Source organism: Enterobacter sp. 50793107 (assembly GCF_001463365.1).
In the GTDB taxonomy this organism is placed as follows: domain Bacteria; phylum Pseudomonadota; class Gammaproteobacteria; order Enterobacterales; family Enterobacteriaceae; genus Enterobacter; species Enterobacter cloacae.
In genome coordinates this window covers 1-26,512 of sequence record NZ_LNII01000115.1, presented here as the reverse complement: position 1 = coordinate 26,512, position 26,512 = coordinate 1, and the positions used below count along the sequence as shown (strand labels likewise).

Annotated in this window: 46 protein-coding genes and 1 pseudogene; 40 read left to right on the top strand and 7 right to left on the bottom strand. The window is 50.6% G+C overall.

Annotated elements, in window-relative coordinates:
• The 3 genes and pseudogenes from tuf to bfr form a co-directional block, all read left to right on the top strand.
• A pseudogene (tuf, locus tag APU11_RS27020) lies at positions 1-173 on the top strand (elongation factor Tu); the annotation flags it as partial.
• A 179-nt stretch (positions 174-352) separates the two neighbouring features.
• Entirely contained in the window at positions 353-547 is a 195-nt protein-coding gene (gene bfd / locus APU11_RS15245) for a bacterioferritin-associated ferredoxin (RefSeq protein WP_008503493.1), read from the top strand.
• Between the two features lie 72 nt (positions 548-619).
• Positions 620-1,096, top strand: coding sequence for a bacterioferritin (bfr, locus tag APU11_RS15240; protein WP_013099029.1), 477 nt, complete (start codon positions 620-622; stop codon positions 1,094-1,096).
• Here bfr and APU11_RS15235 read toward each other — a convergent pair.
• A complete protein-coding gene (locus APU11_RS15235) occupies positions 1,080-1,553 on the bottom strand; it encodes an A24 family peptidase (RefSeq protein WP_058650937.1) in 474 nt (157 codons plus the stop codon). The genes bfr and APU11_RS15235 overlap by 17 nt on opposite strands.
• Positions 1,554-1,934: 381 nt before the next feature.
• On the opposite strand from APU11_RS15235, the gene rpsJ reads away from it, so the two are divergent.
• The 31 genes from rpsJ to APU11_RS15080 all read left to right on the top strand — a co-directional run bounded on the left by rpsJ (position 1,935) and on the right by APU11_RS15080 (position 16,770).
• Entirely contained in the window at positions 1,935-2,246 is a 312-nt protein-coding gene (gene rpsJ / locus APU11_RS15230; protein WP_001181005.1) for a 30S ribosomal protein S10, read from the top strand.
• 32 nt (positions 2,247-2,278) lie between these two features.
• Positions 2,279-2,908 (top strand): 50S ribosomal protein L3, encoded by a 630-nt coding sequence (gene rplC / locus APU11_RS15225; protein ID WP_003863274.1) that lies wholly within the window; start codon positions 2,279-2,281, stop codon positions 2,906-2,908.
• A gap of 10 nt (positions 2,909-2,918) precedes the next feature.
• Entirely contained in the window at positions 2,919-3,524 is a 606-nt protein-coding gene (gene rplD, locus APU11_RS15220; RefSeq protein WP_000424395.1) for a 50S ribosomal protein L4, read from the top strand.
• Positions 3,521-3,823, top strand: a complete 303-nt coding sequence (gene rplW / locus APU11_RS15215; RefSeq protein ID WP_000617546.1) for a 50S ribosomal protein L23 — start codon at positions 3,521-3,523, stop codon at positions 3,821-3,823. Before rplD ends, rplW begins: the two co-directional genes overlap by 4 nt.
• Before the next feature lie 17 nt (positions 3,824-3,840).
• Positions 3,841-4,662: a 50S ribosomal protein L2 gene (rplB, locus tag APU11_RS15210; protein ID WP_000301859.1), complete on the top strand. Its 822-nt coding sequence runs from the start codon at positions 3,841-3,843 to the stop codon at positions 4,660-4,662.
• Positions 4,663-4,678: 16 nt separating this feature from the next.
• Positions 4,679-4,957 carry a 30S ribosomal protein S19 gene (rpsS, locus tag APU11_RS15205; protein ID WP_001138117.1) on the top strand — a complete coding sequence of 93 codons (279 nt, stop codon included), beginning with the start codon at positions 4,679-4,681 and terminating at the stop codon, positions 4,955-4,957.
• A gap of 14 nt (positions 4,958-4,971) precedes the next feature.
• Positions 4,972-5,304: a 50S ribosomal protein L22 gene (gene rplV, locus APU11_RS15200; protein ID WP_002919773.1), complete on the top strand. Its 333-nt coding sequence runs from the start codon at positions 4,972-4,974 to the stop codon at positions 5,302-5,304.
• Between the two features lie 17 nt (positions 5,305-5,321).
• On the top strand, positions 5,322-6,023 hold the full coding sequence (gene rpsC / locus APU11_RS15195) for a 30S ribosomal protein S3 (RefSeq protein WP_060578600.1): 702 nt from the start codon (positions 5,322-5,324) through the stop codon (positions 6,021-6,023).
• A gap of 12 nt (positions 6,024-6,035) precedes the next feature.
• The gene (gene rplP, locus APU11_RS15190) at positions 6,036-6,446 is read left to right on the top strand and encodes a 50S ribosomal protein L16 (RefSeq protein ID WP_002919759.1); all 411 of its coding nucleotides are present in this window, start codon (positions 6,036-6,038) and stop codon (positions 6,444-6,446) included.
• Complete coding sequence (gene rpmC, locus APU11_RS15185) at positions 6,446-6,637, top strand: 50S ribosomal protein L29 (protein WP_013099027.1); 192 nt, start codon at positions 6,446-6,448, stop codon at positions 6,635-6,637. The genes rplP and rpmC overlap by 1 nt, the downstream gene beginning before the upstream one ends.
• The gene (gene rpsQ, locus APU11_RS15180; protein WP_008503489.1) at positions 6,637-6,891 is read left to right on the top strand and encodes a 30S ribosomal protein S17; all 255 of its coding nucleotides are present in this window, start codon (positions 6,637-6,639) and stop codon (positions 6,889-6,891) included. The genes rpmC and rpsQ overlap by 1 nt, the downstream gene beginning before the upstream one ends.
• A 166-nt stretch (positions 6,892-7,057) precedes the next feature.
• Positions 7,058-7,429 carry a 50S ribosomal protein L14 gene (gene rplN, locus APU11_RS15175; protein ID WP_002919748.1) on the top strand — a complete coding sequence of 124 codons (372 nt, stop codon included), beginning with the start codon at positions 7,058-7,060 and terminating at the stop codon, positions 7,427-7,429.
• A gap of 10 nt (positions 7,430-7,439) precedes the next feature.
• Positions 7,440-7,754 (top strand): 50S ribosomal protein L24, encoded by a 315-nt coding sequence (gene rplX, locus APU11_RS15170; RefSeq protein WP_000729185.1) that lies wholly within the window; start codon positions 7,440-7,442, stop codon positions 7,752-7,754.
• 14 nt (positions 7,755-7,768) lie between these two features.
• Positions 7,769-8,308, top strand: coding sequence for a 50S ribosomal protein L5 (gene rplE, locus APU11_RS15165; RefSeq protein ID WP_001096202.1), 540 nt, complete (start codon positions 7,769-7,771; stop codon positions 8,306-8,308).
• A 14-nt stretch (positions 8,309-8,322) separates the two neighbouring features.
• Positions 8,323-8,628, top strand: coding sequence for a 30S ribosomal protein S14 (rpsN, locus tag APU11_RS15160; protein WP_013099026.1), 306 nt, complete (start codon positions 8,323-8,325; stop codon positions 8,626-8,628).
• Positions 8,629-8,661: 33 nt separating this feature from the next.
• A complete protein-coding gene (gene rpsH / locus APU11_RS15155; protein ID WP_013099025.1) occupies positions 8,662-9,054 on the top strand; it encodes a 30S ribosomal protein S8 in 393 nt (130 codons plus the stop codon).
• Between the two features lie 12 nt (positions 9,055-9,066).
• Complete coding sequence (rplF, locus tag APU11_RS15150) at positions 9,067-9,600, top strand: 50S ribosomal protein L6 (RefSeq protein WP_013099024.1); 534 nt, start codon at positions 9,067-9,069, stop codon at positions 9,598-9,600.
• Positions 9,601-9,609: 9 nt separating this feature from the next.
• Positions 9,610-9,963: a 50S ribosomal protein L18 gene (rplR, locus tag APU11_RS15145; protein ID WP_013099023.1), complete on the top strand. Its 354-nt coding sequence runs from the start codon at positions 9,610-9,612 to the stop codon at positions 9,961-9,963.
• 14 nt (positions 9,964-9,977) lie between these two features.
• Entirely contained in the window at positions 9,978-10,478 is a 501-nt protein-coding gene (gene rpsE / locus APU11_RS15140; RefSeq protein ID WP_003863299.1) for a 30S ribosomal protein S5, read from the top strand.
• Positions 10,479-10,484: 6 nt separating this feature from the next.
• Positions 10,485-10,664, top strand: a complete 180-nt coding sequence (rpmD, locus tag APU11_RS15135; RefSeq protein WP_003863301.1) for a 50S ribosomal protein L30 — start codon at positions 10,485-10,487, stop codon at positions 10,662-10,664.
• 3 nt (positions 10,665-10,667) lie between these two features.
• Positions 10,668-11,102 (top strand): 50S ribosomal protein L15, encoded by a 435-nt coding sequence (rplO, locus tag APU11_RS15130; protein WP_013099022.1) that lies wholly within the window; start codon positions 10,668-10,670, stop codon positions 11,100-11,102.
• A 7-nt stretch (positions 11,103-11,109) separates the two neighbouring features.
• Positions 11,110-12,441 (top strand): preprotein translocase subunit SecY, encoded by a 1,332-nt coding sequence (secY, locus tag APU11_RS15125; protein ID WP_003863305.1) that lies wholly within the window; start codon positions 11,110-11,112, stop codon positions 12,439-12,441.
• A 31-nt stretch (positions 12,442-12,472) separates the two neighbouring features.
• Complete coding sequence (rpmJ, locus tag APU11_RS15120) at positions 12,473-12,589, top strand: 50S ribosomal protein L36 (RefSeq protein WP_000868187.1); 117 nt, start codon at positions 12,473-12,475, stop codon at positions 12,587-12,589.
• A 146-nt stretch (positions 12,590-12,735) separates the two neighbouring features.
• Positions 12,736-13,092: a 30S ribosomal protein S13 gene (rpsM, locus tag APU11_RS15115; protein WP_013099021.1), complete on the top strand. Its 357-nt coding sequence runs from the start codon at positions 12,736-12,738 to the stop codon at positions 13,090-13,092.
• A gap of 16 nt (positions 13,093-13,108) precedes the next feature.
• Positions 13,109-13,498, top strand: a complete 390-nt coding sequence (rpsK, locus tag APU11_RS15110) for a 30S ribosomal protein S11 (protein WP_003031137.1) — start codon at positions 13,109-13,111, stop codon at positions 13,496-13,498.
• A gap of 32 nt (positions 13,499-13,530) precedes the next feature.
• Positions 13,531-14,151, top strand: coding sequence for a 30S ribosomal protein S4 (gene rpsD / locus APU11_RS15105; protein ID WP_003863314.1), 621 nt, complete (start codon positions 13,531-13,533; stop codon positions 14,149-14,151).
• Between the two features lie 25 nt (positions 14,152-14,176).
• Positions 14,177-15,166 carry a DNA-directed RNA polymerase subunit alpha gene (gene rpoA, locus APU11_RS15100; protein WP_002919219.1) on the top strand — a complete coding sequence of 330 codons (990 nt, stop codon included), beginning with the start codon at positions 14,177-14,179 and terminating at the stop codon, positions 15,164-15,166.
• Positions 15,167-15,206: 40 nt separating this feature from the next.
• The gene (gene rplQ, locus APU11_RS15095; protein WP_001216372.1) at positions 15,207-15,593 is read left to right on the top strand and encodes a 50S ribosomal protein L17; all 387 of its coding nucleotides are present in this window, start codon (positions 15,207-15,209) and stop codon (positions 15,591-15,593) included.
• A 107-nt stretch (positions 15,594-15,700) separates the two neighbouring features.
• Positions 15,701-16,069 carry a DUF1992 domain-containing protein gene (locus tag APU11_RS15090; protein WP_058650935.1) on the top strand — a complete coding sequence of 123 codons (369 nt, stop codon included), beginning with the start codon at positions 15,701-15,703 and terminating at the stop codon, positions 16,067-16,069.
• A gap of 2 nt (positions 16,070-16,071) precedes the next feature.
• Positions 16,072-16,497 (top strand): Zn(2+)-responsive transcriptional regulator, encoded by a 426-nt coding sequence (gene zntR, locus APU11_RS15085; protein ID WP_013099019.1) that lies wholly within the window; start codon positions 16,072-16,074, stop codon positions 16,495-16,497.
• Positions 16,498-16,554: 57 nt separating this feature from the next.
• Positions 16,555-16,770 (top strand): alternative ribosome-rescue factor A, encoded by a 216-nt coding sequence (locus APU11_RS15080; RefSeq protein WP_013099018.1) that lies wholly within the window; start codon positions 16,555-16,557, stop codon positions 16,768-16,770.
• Here APU11_RS15080 and mscL read toward each other — a convergent pair.
• From mscL to def, 5 genes are all read right to left on the bottom strand, one after another.
• Complete coding sequence (mscL, locus tag APU11_RS15075; protein ID WP_013099017.1) at positions 16,767-17,177, bottom strand: large-conductance mechanosensitive channel protein MscL; 411 nt, start codon at positions 17,175-17,177, stop codon at positions 16,767-16,769. The two genes, APU11_RS15080 and mscL, sit on opposite strands and share 4 nt — an antisense overlap.
• Before the next feature lie 145 nt (positions 17,178-17,322).
• The gene (gene trkA / locus APU11_RS15070) at positions 17,323-18,699 is read right to left on the bottom strand and encodes a Trk system potassium transporter TrkA (protein ID WP_013099016.1); all 1,377 of its coding nucleotides are present in this window, start codon (positions 18,697-18,699) and stop codon (positions 17,323-17,325) included.
• Between the two features lie 22 nt (positions 18,700-18,721).
• Positions 18,722-20,008, bottom strand: coding sequence for a 16S rRNA (cytosine(967)-C(5))-methyltransferase RsmB (gene rsmB / locus APU11_RS15065; RefSeq protein ID WP_038420962.1), 1,287 nt, complete (start codon positions 20,006-20,008; stop codon positions 18,722-18,724).
• A gap of 52 nt (positions 20,009-20,060) precedes the next feature.
• Positions 20,061-21,008: a methionyl-tRNA formyltransferase gene (fmt, locus tag APU11_RS15060; RefSeq protein WP_038420726.1), complete on the bottom strand. Its 948-nt coding sequence runs from the start codon at positions 21,006-21,008 to the stop codon at positions 20,061-20,063.
• Positions 21,009-21,033: 25 nt separating this feature from the next.
• Entirely contained in the window at positions 21,034-21,543 is a 510-nt protein-coding gene (gene def / locus APU11_RS15055) for a peptide deformylase (protein ID WP_013099013.1), read from the bottom strand.
• A gap of 127 nt (positions 21,544-21,670) precedes the next feature.
• Between def and dprA the strand changes: the two genes are divergently transcribed.
• The 6 genes from dprA to APU11_RS15025 are packed head-to-tail and all read left to right on the top strand — an operon-like array spanning position 21,671 to position 25,454.
• The gene (gene dprA, locus APU11_RS15050; RefSeq protein WP_038420725.1) at positions 21,671-22,795 is read left to right on the top strand and encodes a DNA-protecting protein DprA; all 1,125 of its coding nucleotides are present in this window, start codon (positions 21,671-21,673) and stop codon (positions 22,793-22,795) included.
• On the top strand, positions 22,767-23,240 hold the full coding sequence (gene smg, locus APU11_RS15045) for a DUF494 family protein Smg (protein WP_013099011.1): 474 nt from the start codon (positions 22,767-22,769) through the stop codon (positions 23,238-23,240). Before dprA ends, smg begins: the two co-directional genes overlap by 29 nt.
• A 26-nt stretch (positions 23,241-23,266) precedes the next feature.
• Positions 23,267-23,821, top strand: a complete 555-nt coding sequence (locus APU11_RS15040; protein WP_013099010.1) for a type I DNA topoisomerase — start codon at positions 23,267-23,269, stop codon at positions 23,819-23,821.
• Positions 23,814-24,386, top strand: a complete 573-nt coding sequence (gene tsaC / locus APU11_RS15035; RefSeq protein WP_029883848.1) for an L-threonylcarbamoyladenylate synthase type 1 TsaC — start codon at positions 23,814-23,816, stop codon at positions 24,384-24,386. The genes APU11_RS15040 and tsaC overlap by 8 nt, the downstream gene beginning before the upstream one ends.
• A gap of 4 nt (positions 24,387-24,390) precedes the next feature.
• A complete protein-coding gene (aroE, locus tag APU11_RS15030; RefSeq protein WP_047352261.1) occupies positions 24,391-25,209 on the top strand; it encodes a shikimate dehydrogenase in 819 nt (272 codons plus the stop codon).
• Positions 25,206-25,454, top strand: coding sequence for a DUF1488 domain-containing protein (locus tag APU11_RS15025; RefSeq protein WP_047352259.1), 249 nt, complete (start codon positions 25,206-25,208; stop codon positions 25,452-25,454). The genes aroE and APU11_RS15025 overlap by 4 nt, the downstream gene beginning before the upstream one ends.
• Here APU11_RS15025 and APU11_RS15020 read toward each other — a convergent pair.
• Complete coding sequence (locus APU11_RS15020; RefSeq protein ID WP_058650936.1) at positions 25,430-25,984, bottom strand: gamma carbonic anhydrase family protein; 555 nt, start codon at positions 25,982-25,984, stop codon at positions 25,430-25,432. The two genes, APU11_RS15025 and APU11_RS15020, sit on opposite strands and share 25 nt — an antisense overlap.
• Positions 25,985-26,512: the final 528 nt, after the last annotated feature.

Here is a 26,512-nt window from a genome sequence, read left to right as displayed (position 1 = left end):
TGACCGGTACCATCGAACTGCCAGAAGGCGTAGAGATGGTAATGCCAGGCGACAACATCAAGATGGTTGTGACTCTGATCCACCCAATCGCGATGGACGACGGTCTGCGTTTCGCAATCCGTGAAGGCGGCCGTACCGTTGGCGCGGGCGTTGTTGCTAAAGTTCTGGGCTAATTAATTATCCCCGAATAAAAAAAGGACGCTTCGGCGTCCTTTTTTGTTTTCTTAGCGTCTGTACTTGTCACAAATTTTCGCATTTTTTGTTTGCTCCCGCCCCGTATACTGGCGTTTGTGCTATTGTAATCATAACCATTCTCACTTACACTTTGCGCATATTTTGAACGGGAGTCTTTATGTACGTTTGTTTATGTAATGGTGTGAGTGACAAAAAAATACGTCAGGCCGTTCGCCAGTTTCAGCCACAGTCCTTCCAGCAACTTCGCAAGTTTGTTCCAGTGGGAAATCAATGCGGTAAATGCGTACGCGCAGCGCGTGAAATCATGCAGGATGAACTGATGCAGATCCCGGAATACAAAGAGATCGCGTAAGCGCCCATCTTTTTTTTGACATCCCTGTAGCCCGATCTACGCTTCAATGAGTGGAAGCGGAGGGACTATATAATGAAAGGTGATGTTAAAATCATAAGTTATCTCAATAAATTATTGGGAAATGAGCTTGTCGCAATCAATCAGTATTTTCTCCATGCGAGAATGTTTAAAAACTGGGGCCTCATGCGCCTCAACGACGTTGAGTATCACGAATCCATCGATGAGATGAAACATGCCGATAAATATATCGAGCGTATTTTATTTCTCGAAGGCATCCCCAACCTGCAGGACCTCGGTAAACTCGGCATCGGTGAAGATGTTGAAGAGATGCTGCGATCCGATCTCAGACTTGAACTTGAAGGCGCAAAAGACCTTCGCGAAGCTATTGCCTACGCAGACAGCGTCCATGACTACGTTAGCCGCGATATGATGATCCAGATTCTGGCCGATGAAGAAGGGCATATCGACTGGCTGGAAACCGAGCTGGATCTCATTGGCAAAATTGGCCTGCAAAACTATCTCCAGTCGCAGATTAAAGTGGAAGATTAACCAGCGTCTGCCAACCTACGCATAAACCCGCTGCCGCCAGAAATGGTCCAAAAGGCAGTGGGTTTTTTAATGTCCGTGTGGCAGGGTTGAAAAACGAAGTCATAAGGAGATAGAGCAGCGCCAATAGCGCGGCGACCAGTGCCAGTTCGGGCAACACGCACCAACCATGCCATGCACCGAGTGCCGAAAGATACTTCACATCGCCATAGCCCATCCCTTCACGGCGAAATATTAGCCGATAACCCCAGTAGATCATGGCAAAGCCGACATACCCTGCCATCGCCCCGACCACTGCACCAGGCAGAAAATCAGGGTGAAGACAGAGTTGATAGAGCAAACCAGCCCATAACAGGGGACAGAGGTATTTATCAGGGAGAATGCCTGAGCGAATATCTTCACGCACCAGTAAACCTGAGAGAACAAAATAGATGAGCAGGAAGGGGAGGAGAGTAAGCATGAACGAAACCTCAAGGTGAATTTCAGCGCATACTCTCCACACCACGAATGCCTGGCAATAGCCAAAAAATGTAATTGCGTAGTGGTTTCATAAGAACAGAAGAAAGGGGACGGATTGCAGAAAATAGTGCGAGGCCTTACGCAAGGTACACCTTTAGCGCTTAAATTCTAAACGGCACTTGCGTCTTGCCCAGATTTACGTATAATGCGCGGGCTTGTCGTAATTGACGGCGGGTTCAATCTGAACCGGAGTGACTCATTTTGTTACTCAACAATGCTCCCAATTGGGGAGCTACGTAAGAACGGTTACACTCTCCCATCAATCGTAATGGGTTTGAGGAGTAATCATTTTCGTTTATAAAATAATTGGAGCTCTGGTCTCATGCAGAACCAAAGAATCCGTATCCGCCTTAAAGCGTTTGATCATCGTCTGATCGATCAATCAACCGCGGAAATCGTCGAGACTGCTAAGCGCACTGGTGCGCAAGTCCGTGGTCCGATCCCGCTGCCGACCCGCAAAGAGCGCTTCACCGTTCTGATCTCCCCGCACGTTAACAAAGACGCGCGTGATCAGTACGAAATCCGCACTCACAAGCGTCTGGTTGACATCGTTGAGCCAACTGAGAAAACCGTTGATGCTCTGATGCGTCTGGATCTGGCTGCCGGTGTAGACGTGCAGATCAGCCTGGGTTAATCAGGTCATCGAGCGATTGAGAGGTTGAAACAATGATTGGTTTAGTCGGTAAAAAAGTGGGTATGACCCGCATCTTCACTGAAGATGGCGTTTCTATCCCAGTAACCGTAATCGAAGTTGAAGCAAACCGCGTTACTCAGGTTAAAGATCTGGCTAACGATGGCTACCGCGCTATTCAGGTTACCACTGGTGCTAAAAAAGCTAACCGTGTAACCAAACCAGAAGCGGGTCACTTCGCTAAAGCTGGCGTTGAAGCTGGCCGTGGTCTGTGGGAATTCCGTCTTGCTGAAGGCGAAGAGTTCACCGTAGGTCAGGACATTAGCGTTGAGCTGTTTGCTGACGTTAAAAAAGTTGACGTAACCGGTACCTCTAAAGGTAAAGGTTTTGCTGGTACCGTTAAGCGCTGGAACTTCCGTACCCAGGACGCTACTCACGGTAACTCCTTGTCTCACCGTGTTCCGGGTTCTATCGGTCAGAACCAGACTCCGGGCAAAGTGTTCAAAGGCAAGAAAATGGCAGGTCAGCTGGGCAACGAACGTGTAACTGTTCAGAGCCTGGACGTAGTACGTGTTGACGCTGAGCGCAACCTGCTGCTGGTTAAAGGTGCGGTCCCGGGTGCAACCGGTAGCGACCTGATCGTTAAACCAGCTGTGAAGGCGTAAGGGGATAGCAATGGAATTAGTATTGAAAGACGCGCAGAGCGCGCTGACTGTTTCCGAAACTACCTTCGGTCGTGATTTCAACGAAGCGCTGGTTCACCAGGTTGTTGTTGCTTATGCAGCTGGTGCTCGTCAGGGTACTCGTGCTCAGAAGACTCGTGCTGAAGTAACTGGTTCTGGCAAAAAGCCATGGCGCCAGAAAGGTACCGGCCGTGCGCGTTCAGGTTCTATCAAGAGCCCGATCTGGCGTTCAGGTGGCGTGACCTTCGCTGCGCGTCCACAGGACCACAGTCAAAAAGTTAACAAAAAGATGTACCGCGGCGCGCTGAAAAGCATCCTGTCCGAACTGGTACGTCAGGATCGTCTGATCGTTGTCGAGAAGTTCTCTGTAGAAGCGCCTAAAACTAAGCTGCTGGCACAGAAACTGAAAGACATGGCTCTGGAAGATGTGCTGATCATCACCGGTGAGCTGGACGAGAACCTGTTCCTGGCCGCGCGCAACCTGCACAAGGTTGACGTACGCGACGCGACTGGTATCGACCCGGTTAGCCTGATCGCCTTCGACAAAGTCGTAATGACTGCTGATGCTGTTAAGCAAGTTGAGGAGATGCTGGCATGATTCGTGAAGAACGTCTGCTGAAGGTGCTGCGCGCACCGCACGTTTCTGAAAAAGCGTCTACTGCGATGGAAAAAACAAACACCATCGTTCTCAAAGTTGCTAAAGACGCGACCAAAGCAGAGATCAAAGCTGCTGTGCAGAAACTGTTTGAAGTCGAAGTCGAAGTCGTTAACACCCTGGTAGTTAAAGGGAAAGTTAAACGTCACGGACAGCGTATCGGTCGTCGTAGCGACTGGAAAAAAGCTTACGTCACCCTGAAAGAAGGCCAGAACCTGGACTTCGTTGGCGGCGCTGAGTAAGTCGGAGGAGTAATACAATGGCAGTTGTTAAATGTAAACCGACATCTCCGGGTCGTCGCCACGTAGTTAAAGTGGTTAACCCTGAGCTGCACAAGGGCAAACCTTTTGCTCCGTTGCTGGAAAAAAACAGCAAATCCGGTGGTCGTAACAACAATGGCCGTATCACCACTCGTCACATCGGTGGTGGCCACAAGCAGGCTTATCGTATTGTTGACTTCAAACGCAACAAAGACGGTATCCCAGCAGTTGTTGAGCGTCTTGAGTACGATCCGAACCGTTCCGCGAACATCGCGCTGGTTCTGTACAAAGATGGCGAACGCCGTTACATCCTGGCCCCTAAAGGCCTGAAAGCTGGCGACCAGATTCAGTCTGGCGTTGATGCTGCAATCAAAGCAGGCAACACCCTGCCGATGCGCAATATCCCGGTTGGTTCTACCGTTCATAACGTAGAAATGAAACCAGGTAAAGGCGGTCAGCTGGCGCGTTCCGCGGGTACTTACGTTCAGATCGTTGCGCGTGACGGTGCTTATGTCACCCTGCGTCTGCGTTCTGGTGAAATGCGTAAAGTCGAAGCAGACTGCCGCGCTACTCTGGGCGAAGTTGGCAATGCTGAGCATATGCTGCGCGTTCTGGGTAAAGCTGGTGCTGCACGCTGGCGTGGTGTTCGTCCTACCGTTCGCGGTACTGCGATGAACCCAGTAGATCACCCACATGGTGGTGGTGAAGGTCGTAACTTTGGTAAGCACCCGGTAACTCCGTGGGGCGTTCAGACCAAAGGTAAGAAGACCCGCAGCAACAAGCGTACTGATAAATTTATCGTACGTCGCCGTAGCAAATAATTTTAGAGGATAAGCCATGCCACGTTCTCTCAAGAAAGGTCCTTTTATTGACCTGCACTTGCTGAAGAAGGTAGAGAAAGCGGTGGAAAGCGGAGACAAGAAGCCCCTGCGCACTTGGTCCCGTCGTTCAACGATCTTTCCTAACATGATCGGTTTGACCATCGCTGTCCATAATGGTCGTCAGCACGTTCCAGTCTTTGTTACCGACGAAATGGTTGGTCACAAACTGGGTGAATTCGCACCGACTCGTACTTATCGCGGCCACGCTGCTGATAAAAAAGCGAAGAAGAAATAAGGTAGGAGGAAGAGATGGAAACTTTAGCTCAACATCGCCATGCTCGTTCTTCTGCACAGAAGGTTCGCCTTGTTGCTGACCTGATTCGCGGTAAGAAAGTGTCGCAGGCCCTGGACATCCTGACCTATACCAACAAGAAAGCTGCGGTATTGGTCAAGAAAGTACTGGAATCTGCCATTGCTAACGCTGAACACAACGATGGCGCTGACATCGACGATCTGAAAGTCGCGAAAATTTTCGTAGATGAAGGCCCAAGCATGAAGCGCATTATGCCGCGTGCGAAAGGTCGTGCAGATCGCATCCTGAAGCGCACCAGCCACATTACTGTGGTTGTGTCCGATCGCTGAGACTCTGGAGACTAGCAATGGGTCAGAAAGTACATCCTAATGGTATTCGCCTGGGTATTGTAAAACCATGGAACTCTACCTGGTTTGCGAACACCAAAGAATTCGCTGACAACCTGGACAGCGATTTTAAAGTACGTCAGTACCTGACGAAGGAACTGGCTAAAGCGTCTGTATCTCGTATCGTTATCGAGCGTCCAGCTAAGAGCATCCGTGCGACTATTCACACTGCTCGTCCTGGCATCGTTATCGGTAAGAAAGGCGAAGACGTAGAAAAACTGCGCAAGGTCGTAGCGGATATCGCTGGCGTTCCTGCACAGATCAATATCGCTGAAGTTCGTAAGCCTGAACTGGACGCTAAATTGGTTGCTGACAGCATCACTTCTCAGCTGGAACGTCGTGTTATGTTCCGTCGTGCTATGAAGCGTGCTGTACAGAACGCAATGCGTCTGGGCGCTAAAGGTATCAAAGTTGAAGTTAGCGGCCGTCTGGGCGGCGCGGAAATCGCACGTACCGAATGGTACCGTGAAGGTCGCGTACCGCTGCACACTCTGCGTGCTGACATCGACTACAACACCTCTGAAGCGCACACCACTTACGGTGTAATCGGCGTTAAGGTATGGATCTTCAAAGGTGAGATCCTGGGTGGTATGGCTGCTGTTGAACAACCGGAAAAACCGGCTGCTCAACCTAAAAAGCAGCAGCGTAAAGGCCGTAAATAAGGAGCGTCGCTGATGTTACAACCAAAGCGTACAAAATTCCGTAAAGTGCACAAAGGCCGCAACCGTGGTCTGGCGCAGGGTACGGATGTTAGCTTCGGCACTTTCGGTCTGAAAGCTGTTGGCCGTGGTCGTCTGACTGCACGTCAGATCGAAGCAGCACGTCGTGCAATGACCCGTGCAGTTAAGCGTCAAGGTAAGATCTGGATCCGTGTATTCCCGGACAAACCGATCACCGAGAAGCCGCTGGAAGTTCGTATGGGTAAAGGTAAAGGTAACGTGGAGTACTGGGTTGCCTTGATCCAACCGGGCAAAGTCCTGTATGAAATGGACGGTGTTCCGGAAGAGCTGGCCCGTGAAGCCTTCGGCCTGGCAGCAGCGAAACTGCCTATCAAAACCACCTTTGTAACTAAGACGGTGATGTAATGAAAGCAAAAGAGCTGCGTGAAAAGAGCGTTGAAGAGCTGAACGCTGAGCTGCTGAACCTGCTGCGCGAGCAGTTCAACCTGCGTATGCAGGCTGCAAGTGGCCAGCTGCAACAGACCCACCTGCTGAAGCAAGTGCGTCGCAATGTTGCACGCGTTAAGACTTTACTGACTGAGAAGGCGGGTGCGTAATGACCGATAAAATCCGTACTCTGCAAGGTCGTGTTGTTAGCGACAAAATGGAGAAATCCATCGTTGTTGCTATCGAACGCATTGTGAAACACCCGATCTACGGTAAATTCATCAAGCGTACGACCAAACTGCACGTACATGACGAGAACAACGAATGTGGTATCGGCGACAAGGTTGAAATCCGTGAATGCCGTCCACTGTCCAAGACTAAGTCCTGGACGCTGGTTCGCGTTGTAGAGAAAGCGGTTCTGTAATACAGTACCCGTTCTCGATACGAATAAACGGCTCAGCGATGAGCCGTTTATTTTTTCTACCCATATTGCAGAAGCGGTGTTATAATGCCGCGCCCTCGATATGGGGCTTTTTAACGGCTCTGATTTTAGAGTCTCAGGTAGTAGTTGACATTAGCGGAGCACTAAAATGATCCAAGAACAGACTATGCTGAACGTCGCCGACAACTCCGGTGCACGTCGCGTAATGTGTATCAAGGTTCTGGGTGGCTCGCACCGTCGCTACGCAGGCGTAGGCGACATCATCAAGATCACCATCAAAGAAGCAATTCCACGTGGTAAGGTCAAAAAAGGTGATGTGCTGAAAGCGGTAGTGGTGCGCACCAAGAAGGGTGTTCGTCGCCCTGACGGTTCTGTCATTCGCTTCGATGGTAATGCATGCGTTATTTTGAACAATAACAGCGAGCAGCCAATCGGCACGCGTATCTTTGGGCCGGTAACTCGTGAACTTCGTACTGAGAAGTTCATGAAAATTATCTCTCTGGCACCAGAAGTACTCTAAGGAGCGAATCATGGCAGCGAAAATCCGTCGTGATGACGAAGTTATCGTGTTAACCGGTAAAGATAAAGGTAAACGCGGTAAAGTAAAAAATGTCCTGTCTTCCGGCAAGGTCATTGTTGAAGGTATCAACCTGGTTAAGAAACATCAGAAGCCGGTTCCGGCCCTGAACCAACCAGGCGGCATCGTTGAAAAAGAAGCTGCTATTCAGGTTTCTAACGTTGCAATCTTCAATGCGGCAACCGGCAAGGCTGACCGTGTAGGCTTTAGATTCGAAGACGGCAAAAAAGTCCGTTTCTTCAAGTCTAACAGCGAAACTATCAAGTAATTTGGAGTAGTACGATGGCGAAACTGCATGATTACTACAAAGACGAAGTAGTTAAGAAACTCATGACTGAGTTTAACTACAATTCTGTCATGCAAGTCCCTCGGGTCGAGAAGATCACCCTGAACATGGGTGTTGGTGAAGCGATCGCTGACAAGAAACTGCTGGATAACGCAGCAGCTGACCTGACAGCAATCTCCGGTCAAAAACCGCTGATCACCAAAGCACGCAAATCAGTTGCAGGCTTCAAAATCCGTCAGGGCTATCCGATCGGCTGTAAAGTAACTCTGCGTGGCGAACGCATGTGGGAGTTCTTTGAGCGCCTGATCACTATTGCTGTACCTCGTATCCGTGACTTCCGTGGCCTGTCCGCTAAGTCATTCGACGGTCGTGGTAACTACAGCATGGGTGTCCGTGAGCAGATCATCTTCCCAGAAATCGACTACGATAAAGTCGACCGCGTGCGTGGTTTGGATATTACCATTACCACTACTGCGAAATCTGACGAAGAAGGCCGTGCTCTGCTGGCTGCCTTTGACTTCCCGTTCCGCAAGTAAGGTAGGGTTACTGAATGGCTAAGCAATCAATGAAAGCACGCGAAGTAAAACGCGTAGCTTTAGCTGATAAATTCTTCGCTAAACGCGCTGAACTGAAAGCGATCATCTCTGATGTGAACGCTTCCGACGAAGATCGTTGGAACGCAGTTCTCAAGCTGCAAACTCTGCCGCGTGATTCCAGCCCGTCTCGTCAGCGTAACCGCTGCCGTCAAACAGGTCGTCCACATGGTTATGTGGGCAAGTTCGGGTTGAGCCGTATTAAGCTGCGTGAAGCCGCCATGCGCGGTGAAGTGCCAGGCTTGAAAAAGGCTAGCTGGTAATTGTCACCAATTGAATCACGGGAGTAAAGACAGATGAGCATGCAAGATCCGATCGCGGATATGCTGACCCGTATCCGTAACGGTCAGGCCGCGAATAAAGCTGCGGTCACCATGCCTTCCTCCAAGCTGAAAGTGGCAATCGCCAACGTGCTGAAGGACGAAGGTTTTATTGAAGATTTTAAAGTTGAAGGCGACACCAAGCCGGAACTGGAAGTGACTCTTAAGTACTTCCAGGGTAAAGCTGTTGTAGAAAGCATTCAGCGTGTCAGCCGCCCAGGTCTGCGCATCTATAAGAAAAAAGATGAGCTGCCAAAAGTTATGGCCGGTCTGGGTATCGCAGTTGTTTCTACCTCTAAAGGTGTTATGACTGATCGTGCAGCGCGCCAGGCTGGTCTTGGCGGCGAAATTATCTGCTACGTAGCCTAATCGGAGGAAAAAATGTCTCGTGTTGCTAAAGCACCGGTCGTTGTTCCTGCCGGCGTTGATGTAAAAATCAACGGTCAGGTTATTACGATCAAAGGTAAAAACGGCGAGCTGACTCGTACTCTCAACGATGCTGTTGAAGTTAAACATGCAGATAATGCTCTGACCTTCGGTCCGCGTGATGGTTACGCAGACGGCTGGGCTCAGGCTGGTACCGCGCGTGCCCTGCTGAACTCAATGGTTATCGGTGTTACCGAAGGCTTCACTAAGAAGCTGCAGCTGGTTGGTGTAGGTTATCGTGCAGCGATCAAAGGGAATGCAGTAGGCCTGTCTCTGGGCTTCTCTCACCCTGTTGAGCATCCGCTGCCGGCCGGTATCACTGCAGAATGTCCAACTCAGACTGAGATCGTGCTGAAAGGCGCTGATAAACAGCTGATTGGCCAGGTTGCAGCAGATCTGCGCGCCTACCGTCGTCCTGAGCCTTATAAAGGCAAGGGTGTTCGTTACGCCGACGAAGTCGTGCGTACCAAAGAGGCTAAGAAGAAGTAAGGTAACACTATGGATAAGAAATCTGCTCGTATCCGTCGTGCGACCCGCGCACGCCGCAAGCTCAAAGAGCTGGGTGCAACTCGCCTGGTGGTACATCGTACCCCGCGTCACATTTACGCACAGGTAATTGCACCGAACGGTTCTGAAGTTCTGGTAGCTGCTTCTACTGTAGAAAAAGCTATCGCAGAACAATTGAAGTACACCGGTAACAAAGACGCTGCTGCAGCTGTTGGTAAAGCTGTTGCTGAACGCGCTCTGGAAAAAGGCATCAGCAATGTATCCTTTGACCGTTCCGGGTTCCAATATCATGGTCGTGTCCAGGCACTGGCAGATGCTGCCCGTGAAGCTGGCCTTCAGTTCTAAGGTAGAGGTGTAAGATGGCTCACATCGAAAAACAAGCTGGCGAACTGCAGGAAAAGCTGATCGCGGTAAACCGCGTATCTAAAACCGTTAAAGGTGGTCGTATTTTCTCCTTCACAGCTCTGACTGTAGTTGGCGATGGTAACGGTCGCGTTGGTTTTGGTTACGGTAAAGCGCGTGAAGTTCCAGCAGCGATCCAGAAAGCGATGGAAAAAGCCCGTCGCAATATGATTAACGTCGCGCTGAACAACGGCACCCTGCAGCACCCAGTTAAAGGTGTTCACACGGGTTCTCGTGTATTCATGCAGCCAGCTTCAGAAGGTACCGGTATCATCGCCGGTGGTGCAATGCGCGCCGTTCTGGAAGTTGCTGGGGTTCATAACGTTCTGGCTAAAGCATACGGTTCCACCAACCCGATCAACGTGGTTCGTGCAACTATTGATGGCCTGGAAAATATGAATTCTCCAGAAATGGTCGCTGCCAAGCGTGGTAAATCCGTTGAAGAAATTCTGGGGTAATTGACCATGGCAAAGACTATTAAAATCACTCAAACCCGCAGTGCAATCGGTCGTCTGCCGAAACACAAGGCAACGCTGCTTGGCCTGGGTCTGCGTCGTATTGGTCATACCGTTGAGCGCGAGGATACTCCTGCTGTTCGCGGTATGGTCAACGCGGTTTACTTCATGGTTAAAGTTGAGGAGTAAGAGATGCGTTTAAATACTCTGTCTCCGGCCGAAGGCTCTAAAAAGGCGGGTAAACGCCTGGGTCGTGGTATCGGTTCTGGCCTCGGCAAAACCGGTGGTCGTGGTCACAAAGGTCAGAACTCTCGTTCTGGCGGTGGCGTACGTCGCGGTTTCGAGGGTGGCCAGATGCCACTGTACCGTCGTCTGCCGAAGTTCGGCTTCACTTCTCGCAAAGCAGCGATCACAGCGGAAGTCCGTCTGTCTGACCTGGCGAAAGTTGAAGGCGGCGTTGTAGACCTGAACACGCTGAAAGCAGCTAACATTATCGGTATCCAGATCGAGTTCGCGAAAGTGATCCTGGCTGGTGAAGTTTCTACTCCGGTAACTGTTCGTGGCCTGCGTGTTACTAAAGGTGCTCGTGCTGCTATCGAAGCTGCTGGCGGTAAAATTGAGGAATAAGTAGCAGATGGCTAAGCAACCGGGATTAGATTTTCAAAGTGCCAAAGGTGGATTTGGTGAGCTGAAACGCAGACTGCTGTTTGTAATCGGCGCGCTGATTGTGTTCCGTATTGGCTCTTTTATTCCGATCCCTGGTATCGATGCCGCTGTACTTGCCAAACTGCTTGAGCAACAGCGAGGCACCATCATTGAAATGTTCAACATGTTCTCTGGTGGTGCTCTCAGCCGTGCTTCTATCTTCGCGCTGGGTATTATGCCGTATATTTCGGCATCCATTATTATCCAGCTGCTTACGGTCGTTCATCCGGCCCTGGCAGAACTGAAGAAAGAAGGGGAGTCCGGACGTCGTAAGATTAGTCAGTACACCCGCTACGGTACTCTGGTGCTGGCAATATTCCAGTCGATCGGTATTGCTACCGGTCTTCCGAATATGCCTGGTATGCAGGGCCTGGTCTTAAACCCAGGCTTTGCATTCTATTTCACCGCTGTTGTTAGTCTGGTCACAGGGACAATGTTCCTGATGTGGCTCGGCGAACAGATTACTGAACGTGGTATCGGTAACGGTATCTCAATCATTATCTTCGCCGGTATTGTTGCGGGTCTCCCGCCAGCCATCGCCCATACTATCGAGCAAGCGCGTCAAGGCGACCTGCACTTCCTCCTGTTGCTGTTGGTTGCAGTATTAGTATTTGCAGTGACGTTCTTTGTTGTCTTCGTTGAACGTGGTCAACGCCGTATTGTGGTGAACTACGCGAAACGTCAGCAGGGTCGTCGTGTCTATGCTGCACAGAGCACACATTTGCCGCTGAAAGTGAATATGGCAGGGGTAATCCCGGCGATCTTCGCTTCCAGTATTATTCTGTTCCCGGCAACCATCGCGTCATGGTTCGGGGGCGGTACTGGTTGGAACTGGCTGACAACAATTTCGCTGTATTTGCAGCCTGGGCAACCACTTTATGTGTTACTCTATGCGTCTGCGATCATCTTCTTCTGTTTCTTCTACACGGCGTTGGTCTTCAACCCGCGTGAAACAGCAGATAACCTGAAGAAGTCCGGTGCATTTGTACCAGGAATTCGTCCGGGAGAGCAAACGGCGAAGTATATCGATAAAGTAATGACTCGCCTGACTTTGGTTGGTGCGCTTTATATTACTTTTATCTGCCTGATCCCGGAGTTCATGCGTGATGCAATGAAAGTACCGTTCTACTTCGGTGGGACCTCACTGCTTATCGTTGTTGTCGTGATTATGGACTTTATGGCTCAAGTGCAAACTCTGATGATGTCCAGTCAGTATGAGTCTGCATTGAAGAAGGCGAACCTGAAAGGCTACGGCCGCTAATTGGTCGCCTGAGAAGTTACGGAGAGTAAAAATGAAAGTTCGTGCTTCCGTCAAGAAATTATGCCGTAACTGCAAAATCGTTAAGCGTGATGGTGTCATCCGTGTGATTTGCAGTGCCGAGCCGAAGCATAAACAGCGCCAAGGCTGATTATTTCGCATATTTTTCTTGCAAAGTTGGGTTGAGCTGGCTAGATTAGCCAGCCAATCTTTTGTATGTCTGTACGTTTCCATTTGAGTATCCTGAAAACGGGCTTTTCAGCATGGTGCGTACATATTAAATAGTAGGAGTGCATAGTGGCCCGTATAGCAGGCATTAACATTCCTGATCAGAAACATGCTGTGATCGCATTAACTTCGATCTACGGCATCGGCAAGACCCGTTCTAAAGCCATCCTGGCTGCAGCGGGTATCGCTGAAGATGTTAAGATCAGTGAGCTGTCTGAAGGACAAATCGACACGCTGCGTGACGAAGTTGCCAAATTTGTCGTTGAAGGTGATCTGCGCCGTGAAATCAGCATGAGCATCAAGCGCCTGATGGATCTTGGTTGCTATCGCGGTTTGCGTCATCGTCGTGGTCTGCCAGTGCGCGGTCAGCGTACTAAGACCAACGCACGTACCCGTAAGGGTCCGCGCAAACCGATCAAGAAATAATCGGGGTGATTGAATAATGGCAAAGGCACCAATTCGTGCACGTAAACGTGTAAGAAAACAAGTCTCTGACGGCGTGGCTCATATCCATGCTTCTTTCAACAACACCATCGTTACTATTACTGATCGTCAGGGTAACGCATTGGGTTGGGCAACAGCCGGTGGTTCCGGTTTCCGTGGTTCTCGCAAATCCACTCCGTTTGCAGCTCAGGTTGCAGCAGAGCGTTGCGCAGAAGCCGTAAAAGAATACGGCATCAAGAATCTGGAAGTTATGGTTAAAGGTCCGGGTCCGGGTCGTGAATCTACTGTTCGCGCTCTGAACGCCGCTGGTTTCCGCATCACTAATATTACTGATGTGACTCCGATCCCTCATAACGGTTGTCGTCCGCCGAAAAAACGTCGCGTATAACGCTCGTTTTTTAGGTTAGTTGGAGATAGAAAATGGCAAGATATTTGGGTCCTAAGCTCAAGCTGAGCCGTCGTGAGGGCACCGACTTATTCCTTAAGTCTGGCGTTCGCGCGATCGATACCAAGTGTAAAATTGAACAAGCTCCTGGCCAGCACGGTGCGCGTAAACCGCGTCTGTCTGACTATGGTGTGCAGTTGCGTGAAAAGCAAAAAGTTCGCCGTATCTACGGTGTGCTGGAGCGTCAGTTCCGTAACTACTATAAAGAAGCAGCACGTCTGAAAGGCAACACAGGTGAAAACCTGCTGGCTCTGCTGGAAGGTCGTCTGGACAACGTTGTATACCGTATGGGCTTCGGCGCTACTCGTGCTGAATCACGCCAGCTGGTTAGCCACAAAGCAATCATGGTAAACGGTCGTGTTGTTAACATCGCTTCTTATCAGGTTAAAGCGAATGACGTTGTTAGCATTCGTGAGAAAGCGAAAAAGCAATCTCGCGTGAAAGCCGCTCTGGAGCTGGCTGAGCAGCGTGAAAAGCCAACCTGGCTGGAAGTTGATGCTGGCAAGATGGAAGGTACGTTCAAGCGTCAGCCAGAACGTTCTGATCTGTCTGCGGACATTAACGAACACCTGATCGTCGAGCTTTACTCCAAGTAAAGCTTAGTACCAAAGAGAGGACACAATGCAGGGTTCTGTGACAGAGTTTCTAAAACCGCGCCTGGTAGATATCGAGCAAGTGAGTTCGACGCACGCCAAGGTGACCCTTGAGCCTTTAGAGCGTGGCTTTGGCCATACTCTGGGTAACGCACTGCGCCGTATTCTGCTCTCATCGATGCCGGGTTGCGCGGTGACCGAGGTTGAGATTGATGGTGTACTTCATGAGTACAGCACCAAAGAAGGCGTTCAGGAAGATATCCTTGAAATCCTGCTCAACCTGAAAGGGCTGGCGGTGAGAGTTCAGGGTAAAGATGAAGTTATTCTTACTCTGAATAAATCTGGCATTGGCCCTGTGACTGCAGCCGACATCACCCACGACGGTGATGTTGAAATCGTCAAGCCGCAGCACGTGATCTGCCACCTGACCGATGAGAACGCAGCTATTAGCATGCGTATCAAAGTTCAGCGCGGTCGTGGTTATGTGCCGGCTTCTGCCCGAATTCATTCGGAAGAAGATGAGCGCCCAATCGGCCGTCTGCTGGTCGACGCATGCTACAGCCCTGTAGAGCGTATTGCCTACAATGTTGAAGCAGCGCGTGTAGAACAGCGTACCGACCTGGACAAGCTGGTCATCGAAATGGAAACCAATGGCACAATCGATCCTGAAGAGGCGATTCGTCGTGCGGCAACCATCCTGGCAGAACAACTGGAAGCTTTCGTTGACTTACGTGATGTACGTCAGCCGGAAGTGAAAGAAGAGAAACCAGAATTCGATCCGATCCTGCTGCGCCCTGTTGACGATCTCGAATTGACTGTCCGCTCTGCTAACTGCCTCAAGGCAGAAGCTATCCACTATATCGGTGATCTGGTACAGCGTACCGAGGTTGAGTTGCTGAAAACGCCGAACCTGGGTAAAAAATCTCTTACTGAGATTAAAGACGTGCTGGCTTCACGTGGTCTGTCTCTGGGCATGCGCCTGGAAAACTGGCCACCAGCAAGCATTGCTGACGAGTAACCGGATCACAGGTTAAGGTTTTACTGAGAAGGATAAGGTCATGCGCCATCGTAAGAGTGGTCGTCAACTGAACCGCAACAGCAGCCATCGCCAGGCTATGTTCCGCAACATGGCAGGTTCACTGGTTCGTCATGAAATCATCAAGACGACCCTGCCTAAAGCGAAAGAGCTGCGTCGTGTAGTTGAGCCGCTGATTACTCTTGCCAAGACTGACAGCGTTGCTAATCGTCGTCTGGCATTCGCCCGTACTCGTGATAACGAGATCGTGGCAAAACTGTTTAACGAGCTGGGCCCGCGTTTCGCGAGCCGTGCCGGTGGTTACACTCGCATTCTGAAGTGTGGCTTCCGCGCAGGCGACAACGCTCCGATGGCTTACATCGAGCTGGTTGATCGTTCTGAGTCGAAAGCAGAAGCTGCTGCAGAGTAATCTGCAGTAACGTAAAAAAACCCGCTCCGGCGGGTTTTTTTATATCCGCACTATCCCCACTTCTCTACAATATCTGTATTAATTTTGTTCATCCCCTGGAGTTTATGATGTGGTTGATCGACCAGTGGGCAGAACGCCATATTCGCGATGCCCAAACTAAAGGCGAATTCGATAACCTGTCCGGTAGCGGTGAACCGCTAGTACTGGAAGATGATTCGCACATACCCCCTGAACTACGGGCTGGATATCGCTTACTGAAAAATGCGGGGTGTCTTCCTCCCGAGCTTGAACAGCGCAAAGAGGCTATTGAGCTAGCTGATCTGCTAAAAGGGATACGGAAAGACGATCCCCGGCATGGAGAACTAAGCCGGCGCTTAGCTCTGGTTGAACTCAAGCTACAACAGGCAGGAATTGCGACTGACTTTCTGCATGGCGAGTATAGTGAAAGACTGCTGCAGAAAATAAACGAGGAGTAGCCATGTATCGTATCGGTGAACTTGCAAAGCTTGCTAACGTGACGCCGGATACCATCCGTTACTATGAAAAACAGCAGATGATTGATCACGAGGTGCGAACCGAAGGTGGGTTCCGGCTCTATACCGACAACGATCTGCAACGGCTGCGGTTTATTCGTTATGCACGCCAACTGGGATTCACGCTGGATTCGATCCGTGAGTTATTGTCGATCCGTATCGATCCTGCACATCACACCTGCCAGGAATCGAAAAGCATTGTCCAGGCCAGGCTGGATGAAGTTGAAGCGCGTATTCAGGAACTGCAAACCATGCAGCGCTCTCTGCAAAGGTTGAATGATGCGTGCTGTGGTACGGCTCACAGCAGTGTCTATTGTTCTATTCTGGAGGCCCTTGAACAAGGGGCAAGTGGAGAAACCCGGGGTTGTTGATTTTTTATCAGTCCGGGTCTAGACTCCCCTCGACATTAATCATGCTCAGGAGAAATTATGAGTCACTATCAACATACGAAGGGACAAATTAAAGATAATGCCATTGAGGCTTTGCTTCACGACCCGCTTTTTCGACAGCGAGTTGAAAAGAACAAAAAAGGGAAGGGAAGTTATCTGCGTAAAAACAAACATGCAAAACGGGGTAACTGGGAGGCCAGTGGCAAGCAAGCGAATCGCTTATTTACCACTGGCCTTCCTGCTTTTAGCTGTTAAACGCGGTTATTCTGCTCTTTTAACAGATCGCGAATTTCAGTCAGTAATACTTCTTCTTTCGTAGGCGCGGGCGCCGCAGCAGGCTCTTCTTTTTTACGGTTGAGCTTGTTGATAAGCTTGATGGCCATAAAAATGGCAAACGCGACGATCACGAAATCAAATACGTTCTGAATAAACACGCCATAGTGCATCACCACTGCCGGGATATCCCCCTGTGCTTCCCGAAGCGTGAAGGCGAATTGTTTGAAATCAATGCCCCCAATTAATAGCCCTAAAGGTGGCATGATGATATCAGCCACTAAAGATGAAACGATCTTGCCGAACGCTGCACCAATAATGACACCCACTGCCAAATCCACCACATTTCCGCGCATCGCAAATTCGCGAAATTCTTTAACAAAACTCATTATGTTCTCCTTGTGCCAGCTGACGACTATAAGTTTAACAAATGATTAGCTAATTGCCATTGGGGATAAATAAACGTTATGAAAATAAAAGGCACAGGAATCAGAAGGATAATGCTCAGGTGCTCTATCGCGAGCACCTGAATCATTACAGGAAGAATGGGCTTGGCTGGAATAAACGTTCGACGTCGGTAATAAATTTTTTATCGGTCAGGAACATAATAACGTGATCGCCTTGTTCAATGCGCAAATTATCATTGGCAATCATGACATCATTTCCGCGTACTACGGCGCCGATAATTGTGCCGGGTGGCAGCTTAATTTCATCGATGGCGCGTCCCACCACGCGCGATGTGGTTTCATCACCGTGAGCGACAGCTTCAATGGCTTCAGCGACGCCGCGACGCAGTGAGGACACACCAACAATATCTGCTTTACGAACGTGGCTCAACAGCGCGGAAATCGTTGCCTGCTGCGGTGAAATCGCAATATCAATTACGCTCCCCTGCACCAGGTCAACATAGGCACGACGCTGAATAAGTACCATGACCTTTTTTGCTCCCATGCGCTTGGCGAGCATGGCGGACATAATATTTGCTTCATCGTCGTTGGTGACGGCAATAAACAGATCAACTTGATCGATATGCTCTTCTGCCAGTAATTCCTGATCTGATGCATCGCCATAAAACACGATCGTGTTTTGTAGTTTTTCAGCAAGTTCAGAGGCGCGCTGTTGATCGCGCTCGATCAACTTCACGCTATAGTCTTTTTCCAGACGGCGAGCGAGACCTGCGCCGATATTACCCCCGCCGACCAGCATGATGCGTTTATAGGGCTTTTCGAGGCGCTGAAGTTCACTCATTACGGCACGAATATGTTGAGAGGCAGCAATGAAGAAGACTTCATCTCCTGCTTCGACAATGGTCGAGCCCTGAGGTCGAATCGGTCTGTCGTGACGGAAAATGGCTGCGACGCGGGTATCGATATGCGGCATATGTTCGCGCATCGTAGACAGCGCGTTTCCGATCAACGGACCGCCATAATAGGCCTTAACAACGGCCAGACTCACTTTCCCTTCTGCAAAGTTCACGACCTGCAGTGCGCCGGGATATTCGATCAGGCGATAAATATTATCGATAACCAGTTGTTCTGGTGCGATAAGGTGGTCGATTGGTACCGCTTCTGAGTTAAAGAGTTTTTCCGCATCGCGGACATAATCCGGGGAGCGGATACGGGCGATTCGGTTAGGCGTGTTGAAAAGCGAATAGGCCACCTGACAAGCGACCATATTGGTCTCATCCGAGCTGGTCACGGCCACTAACATATCGGCATCGTCAGCACCGGCTTCACGGAGGACACGTGGATGCGAACCGTGCCCCTGCACAACGCGAAGGTCAAATTTATCCTGCAGAACGCGCAGTCGATCGCCGTTGGTATCGACGATCGTAATGTCGTTGTTTTCACCTACAAGGTTTTCCGCCAGCGTCCCGCCGACCTGTCCTGCGCCCAGAATGATAATCTTCATATCTCGTGACCTGTTCTCAACATCACTCTTTGATTAGCTTAGCGTAAAAGAAGCCATCACCCTCTTCAGCGCCGGGCAGGTTCTGCTGGCCCGGGTGCTCCGGTGTTCCCGTATCGCGCAGCGTAGCGCCAGGAGTGCGTTTAAGGAAGGCTGAAATTTGCTGGCTATTCTCTTCCGGAAGAATGGAACAGGTGGCATAGACCAGCGTTCCGCCAGGCTTCAGGTGTGGCCAGATAGCGTCAAGGATCTCGGATTGCAGCTGCGCAAGTTCCTTAATATCACGGTCGCGACGCAGCCACTTAATGTCCGGGTGACGACGAATAACGCCGGTTGCCGAGCAAGGAGCATCCAGCAAAATGCGGTCGAATTGAGTCTCGCCGCACCATTCTGCGGGCTTACGTCCGTCGCCTTGCTTGACCTGCGCCTTCATACCTAAACGCTTAAGGTTGTCGTAGACACGCGAAAGTCGCTGCTCATCAACATCCACAGCCATTACGCTGGCCTGCGGTGCGACTTCCAGAATATGCGTTGTTTTGCCCCCAGGCGCGGCACACAGGTCGAGGATCTGTTCGCCATTTTTGGGTTCGAGCCATGTCATACAGCCCTGAGCAGAGGCATCCTGAACGGTTACCCAGCCTTCATCGAATCCGGGTAAGGCATGCACCGGCACAGGGGAGGCTAAACGCACGGCATCAGGATAAGCATCATGCGCGAATCCACTCATTCCGGCTTCTTCCAGCAAGGCCAGCCATGCATCGCGGGTATGATGATTACGGTTAACGCGTAACCACATCGGCGGACGTTGATTATTTGCGTCAGCAATATCCTGCCACCGCTGCGGATACGCTTTTTTGAGGCGATTCAGAAGCCAGTCAGGATGAAGGAAACGGGTTTCACTTTTTGCAAATTCTGCCAGAAGTTCTTCCTGTTGACGCTGGAACTGACGCAGTACGCCGTTGATCAGCCCTTTGAGCTGGGGACGTTTAATCGCGACAGCACCTTCTACCGTCTCAGCCAACGCAGCATGAGGTGGGATGCGGGTATGAAGAAGCTGATAGAAGCCAACCATAATCAAATAATGGACGGTACGCTGCTTACCGGTCATTGGGCGCGACATCAGCTTATTAATCAGCCATTCAAGCTGAGAAAGGGTGCGCAGGACGCCAAAACAGAGCTCCTGAAGCAGAGCTTTGTCTTTGTCGGACACTTTTTGCTGCAGTGGAGGTAGGACATTACTCAGTGATTGACCCTGCTCGACAACCTGCTCAACGGCCTGTGCCGCCAGACTGCGTAAATTTTGTTTTTTCATAACCGTAAAAATAAAAATGCCCGGAAACACCGGGCCTTAAGAATAAATTTGCTCAGGCAAGGCGAGAGCCAGGGATAAACCATTCGCGACGGGAATTTAACAGATCCTGAGCACTCATTGCCTTTTTACCCGCGGGCTGCAGTGATTCCAGATTCAGGATCCCTTCCGAGGTTGCCACCTGGATACCATTTTTGCTGGCTTCGATAATTGTACCCGGCTCAGCAGACGTATTGCCTTCAATGACGGATGCTTTCCAGACTTTAACAGGTTGCTCATCGATCACCATCCAGCTCATTGGCCACGGATTAAAGGCGCGAATGCAACGCTCAAGCTGTGCGGCGGAGAGGGACCAGTCGACCCGCGCCTCTTCTTTGCTGAGTTTTTCGGCGTAGGTCACCAGAGTCTCATCCTGAACTTCAGGGGTAGCCGTATTATCAGCAAGCTGCTGCAAGGTTTTGATGAGTCCTTGTGGACCCAGGTCCGCCAGTTTGTCATACAGCGTGGCACTGGTGTCGTCGGCGGTAATTGGACAGGCCAGTTTATACAGCATGTCGCCGGTGTCTAAACCTACATCCATCTTCATGATGGTGACGCCAGTTTCAGCATCACCCGCCCACAACGAGCGTTGGATCGGTGCCGCGCCACGCCAGCGTGGAAGCAACGAACCATGTACGTTGACACACCCCAAACGAGGCATATCAAGCACGGCTTTTGGCAGAATTAAGCCGTAAGCCACCACCACCATGACATCAGCATTGAGATCGGCAACAAGTTGCTGATTTTCCTGAGGTCGTAAGGATGCGGGCTGGTAAACGGGTAACCCATGTTCTTCTGCCAGCACTTTCACCGGGCTGGGCATGAGCTTTTTACCACGGCCTGCCGGGCGATCCGGTTGGGTAAACACGCCAACAACCTGGTGGCCAGAAGATAACAGCGCGTCAAGATGACGCGCTGCAAAATCAGGGGTACCCGCGAAGATAATACGTAGTGTTTTAGACACGATGATCCTTGTATCCGGGGGGATGTTATGCGCGGGAGCGCAAACGATCCAGTTTTTCTACTTTCTGACGAATACGCTGCTGCTTCAGTGGTGAGAGGTAATCGATAAACAGTTTACCGACCAGGTGATCCATCTCATGCTGAATACAAATCGCCAGCAGATCGTCTGCTTCCAGTTCGAACGGGTTGCCTTCACGATCCAGGGCGCGAATTTTCACTTTTTCGGCACGTGGAACTAAAGCACGCTGTTCAGGAATGGACAGACAACCTTCCTCAATACCTGTTTCACCGCTCTTTTCCAACAGCTCAGGGTTGATCAGCACCAGACGGCCATCGCGATTCTCAGAAACGTCGATCACGATAATACGCTTGTGAATGTCCACCTGAGTTGCCGCAAGGCCAATGCCTTCTTCGGCGTACATGGTATCGAACATATCATCAACGATACGCTGAATTTCTGCATTCACTTCTTTGACCGGTTCAGCGACGATGCGAAGGCGCTCGTCCGGAATATGTAACACTTGCAAAACTGCCATAAATTTCCAGAGTCGTGTTCAGGAGTTGATAAGAATACTATCTCTATTCTAGACAAATCCCCCATCGATTGACAGCATCCGTGACCAATCGCAATGATTGCAGAGGCTGCTTATGGCAGGGAATAGGATGACGTCCACGGAGATATGGTTACGGCTAATCCACACAGGCTCTCTGTGTGGTGATCAGATGCTCGCAGCGGCAGCGCGACTACTTATGCAGACAAGGATTGATGATGCCGTTGTCAGAGATGCCGGGCTGTCAATAAAACAGGCTCAACAGTTCTTTGCGCTTGATGAAAATGAACTGCAACGAAATCTGGCGTGGCTAGAACAGCCGGAGAATCATCTGCTGACGGCGGATGATCCTCGTTATCCCCCTTTACTTCGCACGATCCCTGACTACCCCGGCGCATTGTTTATTAAAGGCAATCCTGAAGCCCTTATTACCGTTCAACTGGCGGTTGTGGGTAGCCGCGCGCCATCCTGGTACGGTGAGCGATGGGGGAAAATCCTGTGCGAACAACTTTCACAAAGTGGTTTCACGATCACCAGTGGGCTGGCCTGCGGTATTGACGGCGTCGCTCATCACGCCGCGCTGTCTGTAAAAGGGCGAAGTGTCGCGGTGCTTGGAAACGGGCTGTTTAGCATTTATCCCCGTCGGCATCAGGCTCTGGCTGCACGGCTTATCGAATCAGAGGGGGCGATTGTGTCGGAGTTCCCGCTGTCAGCGCCGCCCTGGCCGGCAAATTTTCCACGTCGTAACCGAATTATCAGCGGTCTGAGTCTGGGCGTGCTGGTGGTGGAGGCCGCTTTAAGAAGCGGCTCACTCGTTACGGCACGGTATGCCCTAGAACAGGGGCGAGAAGTCTTTGCCTTACCTGGCCCGATAGGTAACCCGGGGTGTGAGGGCCCCCACTGGCTCATCAAGCAGGGAGCAACGCCTGTGACGAGCGTCGAGGACATCCTTGAAAATTTGCAATATGGCTTGCACTGGTTAACAGATGAACCCGAAAAGCGACATTTTTCATCAGATCAGGAGAAGGTGGCATTGCCATTTCCCAGCCTCCTGGCTAACGTAGGAGATGAGGTAACACCTGTTGACGTTGTCGCTGAACGTGCCGGCCAACCTGTGCCAGTAACGGTAGCACAGCTACTCGAACTGGAGTTAGCAGGGTGGATCGCAGCTGTACCCGGCGGCTATGTCCGATTGAGGAGGGCAAGCCATGTTCGACGTACTGATGTATTTGTTTGAGACTTACATCCATAACGAAGCAGAAATGCGAGTGGATCAGGACAAATTGACACAGGATCTTACCGATGCGGGGTTTGAACGGGAAGATATTTATAATGCGTTGATGTGGCTGGAAAAACTGGCTGATTATCAGGAAGGCCTTGCCGAACCGATGCAGCTTGCTTCTGACCCATTGTCTGTGCGCATTTATACCGCTGAAGAGTGTGAAAGGCTGGACGCCAGCTGCCGGGGATTCATCTTATTCCTTGAGCAGATTCAGGTGCTAAACCTCGAAACAAGAGAAATGGTGATAGAGCGCGTTATGGCGCTGGATACGGCAGAGTTCGAACTGGATGACCTCAAGTGGGTGATCCTGATGGTTCTGTTTAATATTCCAGGCTGTGAAAATGCCTATCAGCAAATGGAAGAATTACTCTTTGAAGTGAATGAAGGTATGCTGCACTAATTCAATGTGCAGCACCAAGAGTTGTTATGGCCAAATCAGCACTGTTCACGGTGCATAAAAACGAGCCCTGCCCACAGTGCGGGGCTGAACTTGTCATTCGGTCCGGGAAACACGGTCCGTTTCTCGGTTGTTCACACTATCCGGAATGTGATTATGTTCGTCCCCTGAAAAGCCAGGCGGACGGACATATCGTTAAAATTCTGGAGGGGCAGCTTTGCCCGAAGTGTGGAGGCGAACTGGCGTTACGGCAGGGCCGTTTTGGTATGTTCATTGGTTGCAGTCGCTATCCTGAATGTGAACATACGGAACAAATTGATAAGCCAGATGAAACGGCAATCGCCTGCCCCCAGTGCCAGCGCGGACAACTGGTACAGCGTCGTTCTCGTTTTGGTAAAACCTTCCATTCCTGCGATCGTTATCCTGAATGCCAGTTCGTTATCAATTTCAAACCGGTAGCGGGTACCTGCCCTCATTGCGATTATCCGTTACTTATAGAGAAGAAAACGGCGCAAGGTATGAAACGCTTTTGCGCCAGTAAACAATGTGGAAAGCCGGTTTCGGCGGATGAAATCAGTGAATAATAACCTGCCAACAGGATCCATTGCGCACGCAGTGGAGGTCCTGAAAAATGAAGAAGTCATCGCCTATCCAACAGAAGCTGTCTTTGGGGTCGGTTGCGATCCTGACAGCGAGACAGCTGTGAATCGCTTACTTACGCTAAAACAGAGACCTGTCGAAAAAGGATTGATTTTGATCGCTGCTAATTATGAGCAGCTTAAACCTTATATTGATGATTCCATGCTCACGCCGGCGCAACGGGATACCGTTTTCTCTGCGTGGCCAGGGCCGGTGACCTTTGTTTTCCCGGCGCAGCCAACTACGCCACGCTGGTTAACAGGGCGTTTCGATTCCCTCGCTGTCCGTGTCACCGATCATCCGCTGGTGGTAGAGCTATGTCTGGCGTTTGGTAAACCGCTGGTCTCAACCAGTGCCAACCTTACCGGGCAGCCTCCTTGCCGGAGCACCGAAGAGGTGCTGGCGCAGTTCGGGAATGACTTCCCGGTAGCCGTCGGTGAAACCGGAGGTCGTCTTAATCCGTCGGAAATCCGCGACGCCTTGACCGGCGAACGTTTTCGCCAGGGGTAATATGATGGAAACCTATGCCGTTTTTGGTAATCCGATCGCACACAGCAAGTCGCCGCTGATCCATCAGCAGTTTGCTGAACAACTGCAGATTGATCATCCCTATGGCCGGGTGCTGGCACCTGTTGATGCCTTTGTTACCACCCTGAATGCTTTTTTTGACGCGGGTGGTAAAGGTGCCAATGTGACGGTGCCTTTTAAAGAAGAAGCCTTTGAACGTGCGGATGAATTAACTGAGCGCGCGTCTCTTGCGGGTGCCGTGAATACGCTTAAACGGCTGGAGGATGGACGCCTTCTGGGTGACAACACTGACGGAATCGGCTTACTTAGCGATCTGGAAAGACTCTCATTTATCAAACCCGGGTTCCGGGTTCTGTTGATTGGTGCTGGTGGGGCATCGCGAGGCGTACTGTTACCGCTCCTTTCACTGGATTGTGCAGTGACCATAACCAATCGCACCTTTTCCCGGGCGGAAGCGTTGGCGGCGTTGTTTGCACATACTGGCAGCGTGAGCGCGGTGGCTCTTGATGATCTTATCCACCATGAATTTGATCTTATCATTAATGCCACCTCCAGCGGCATTGGCGGGGAAGTACCGGCGATCCCGTCCTCTTTGGTAAACAGCCACCTCTATTGCTACGACATGTTTTATCAGAAAGGGAAAACTCCCTTCCTCCGCTGGTGTGAACAACACGGCGCGAAACAGCTGGCTGATGGCCTGGGCATGCTGGTGGGGCAGGCTGCGCATGCAGTTTTGCTCTGGCACGGTGTATTACCTGCTGTCGAACCTGTCATTGAAAAGCTGAAACAGGAACTTACGGCGTGAACCAGGCGATTCACTTTCCCGACAGAGAACAGTGGGATGAGAGTAAGCAAGCAGTCTGTTTCCCGGTGCTCGTGCATGGGATGCAACTGACATGTGCCATTAGCGGTGAAACGCTCAAGCGCCGCTTTGGTGGCTCAAATCCATTAGAGGTGTTCTGCGAAAATCGCTGGGATCTTGAAGAAGAAGCCAGCGAGTTGATCCGCGATCAGCAGGAAGACGATCAGGGCTGGGTCTGGCTGTCCTGATCCAGATACTCATCTTTCCATTTCACGTAATTATTCGCTGAATATTTCAGACCTTCTCTTTCCGCTTCTGTTAAGGGGCGGATCTGCTTTACCGGGCTGCCTAAATAGAGATAGCCGCTTTCGAGCCGTTTATGTTGAGGGACAAGACTCCCGGCACCAATCATCACATCATCTTCTACGATGACACCATCCAGCAGGATCGATCCCATGCCAACCAGCACCCGGTTTCCGATAGTGCAGCCGTGAAGCATGACTTTATGGCCGACGGTAACATCTTCTCCTATAACAAGTGGATTGCCGTCCGGGTTATATGAGGATTTGTGGGTGACATGCAGCACGCTGCCATCCTGAATATTAGTGCGTGCGCCAATTGCCACATAGTTAACGTCTCCCCTGATCGCAACGAGCGGCCAGATGCTGACATCATCGGCCATTCGGACATCGCCAATGACCACACTGCTGGCATCGATCATCACGCGATCGCCTTTTTGTGGAATCAGATCTTTATACGGACGTAGTACTGCAGACATATCTACCTCGACAGATGAGCTTTATACAGAAGACTTTGATCATATTTTGGGATCGAGGCAAGGCAAAATACGTCAATATTTAAGCAGATCGGGCGGGATTTCAGCGAAAAGCGCGGAAAATCATCAGTCAGAAAAAAAGATCTAAAAAATACTTGTGCTAAAAAATGGGATCCCTATAATGCGCCTCCATCGACACGGCGGATGTGAATCACTTCACAAACAACCCGGTCGGTTGAAGAGAAAAAATCCTGAAATTCAGGGTTGACTCTGAAAGAGGAAAGCGTAATATACGCCACCTCGCGACAGAGCGCTGAAGCGCGTCGCAACTGCTCTTTAACAATTTATCAGACAATCTGTGTGGGCACTCAAAGTGACATGGATTCTTAACGTCGCAAGACGAAAAATGAATACCAAGTCTCAACGAGTGAACACGTAATTCATTACGAAGTTTAATTCATTGAGCATCAAACTTTTAAATTGAAGAGTTTGATCATGGCTCAGATTGAACGCTGGCGGCAGGCCTAACAC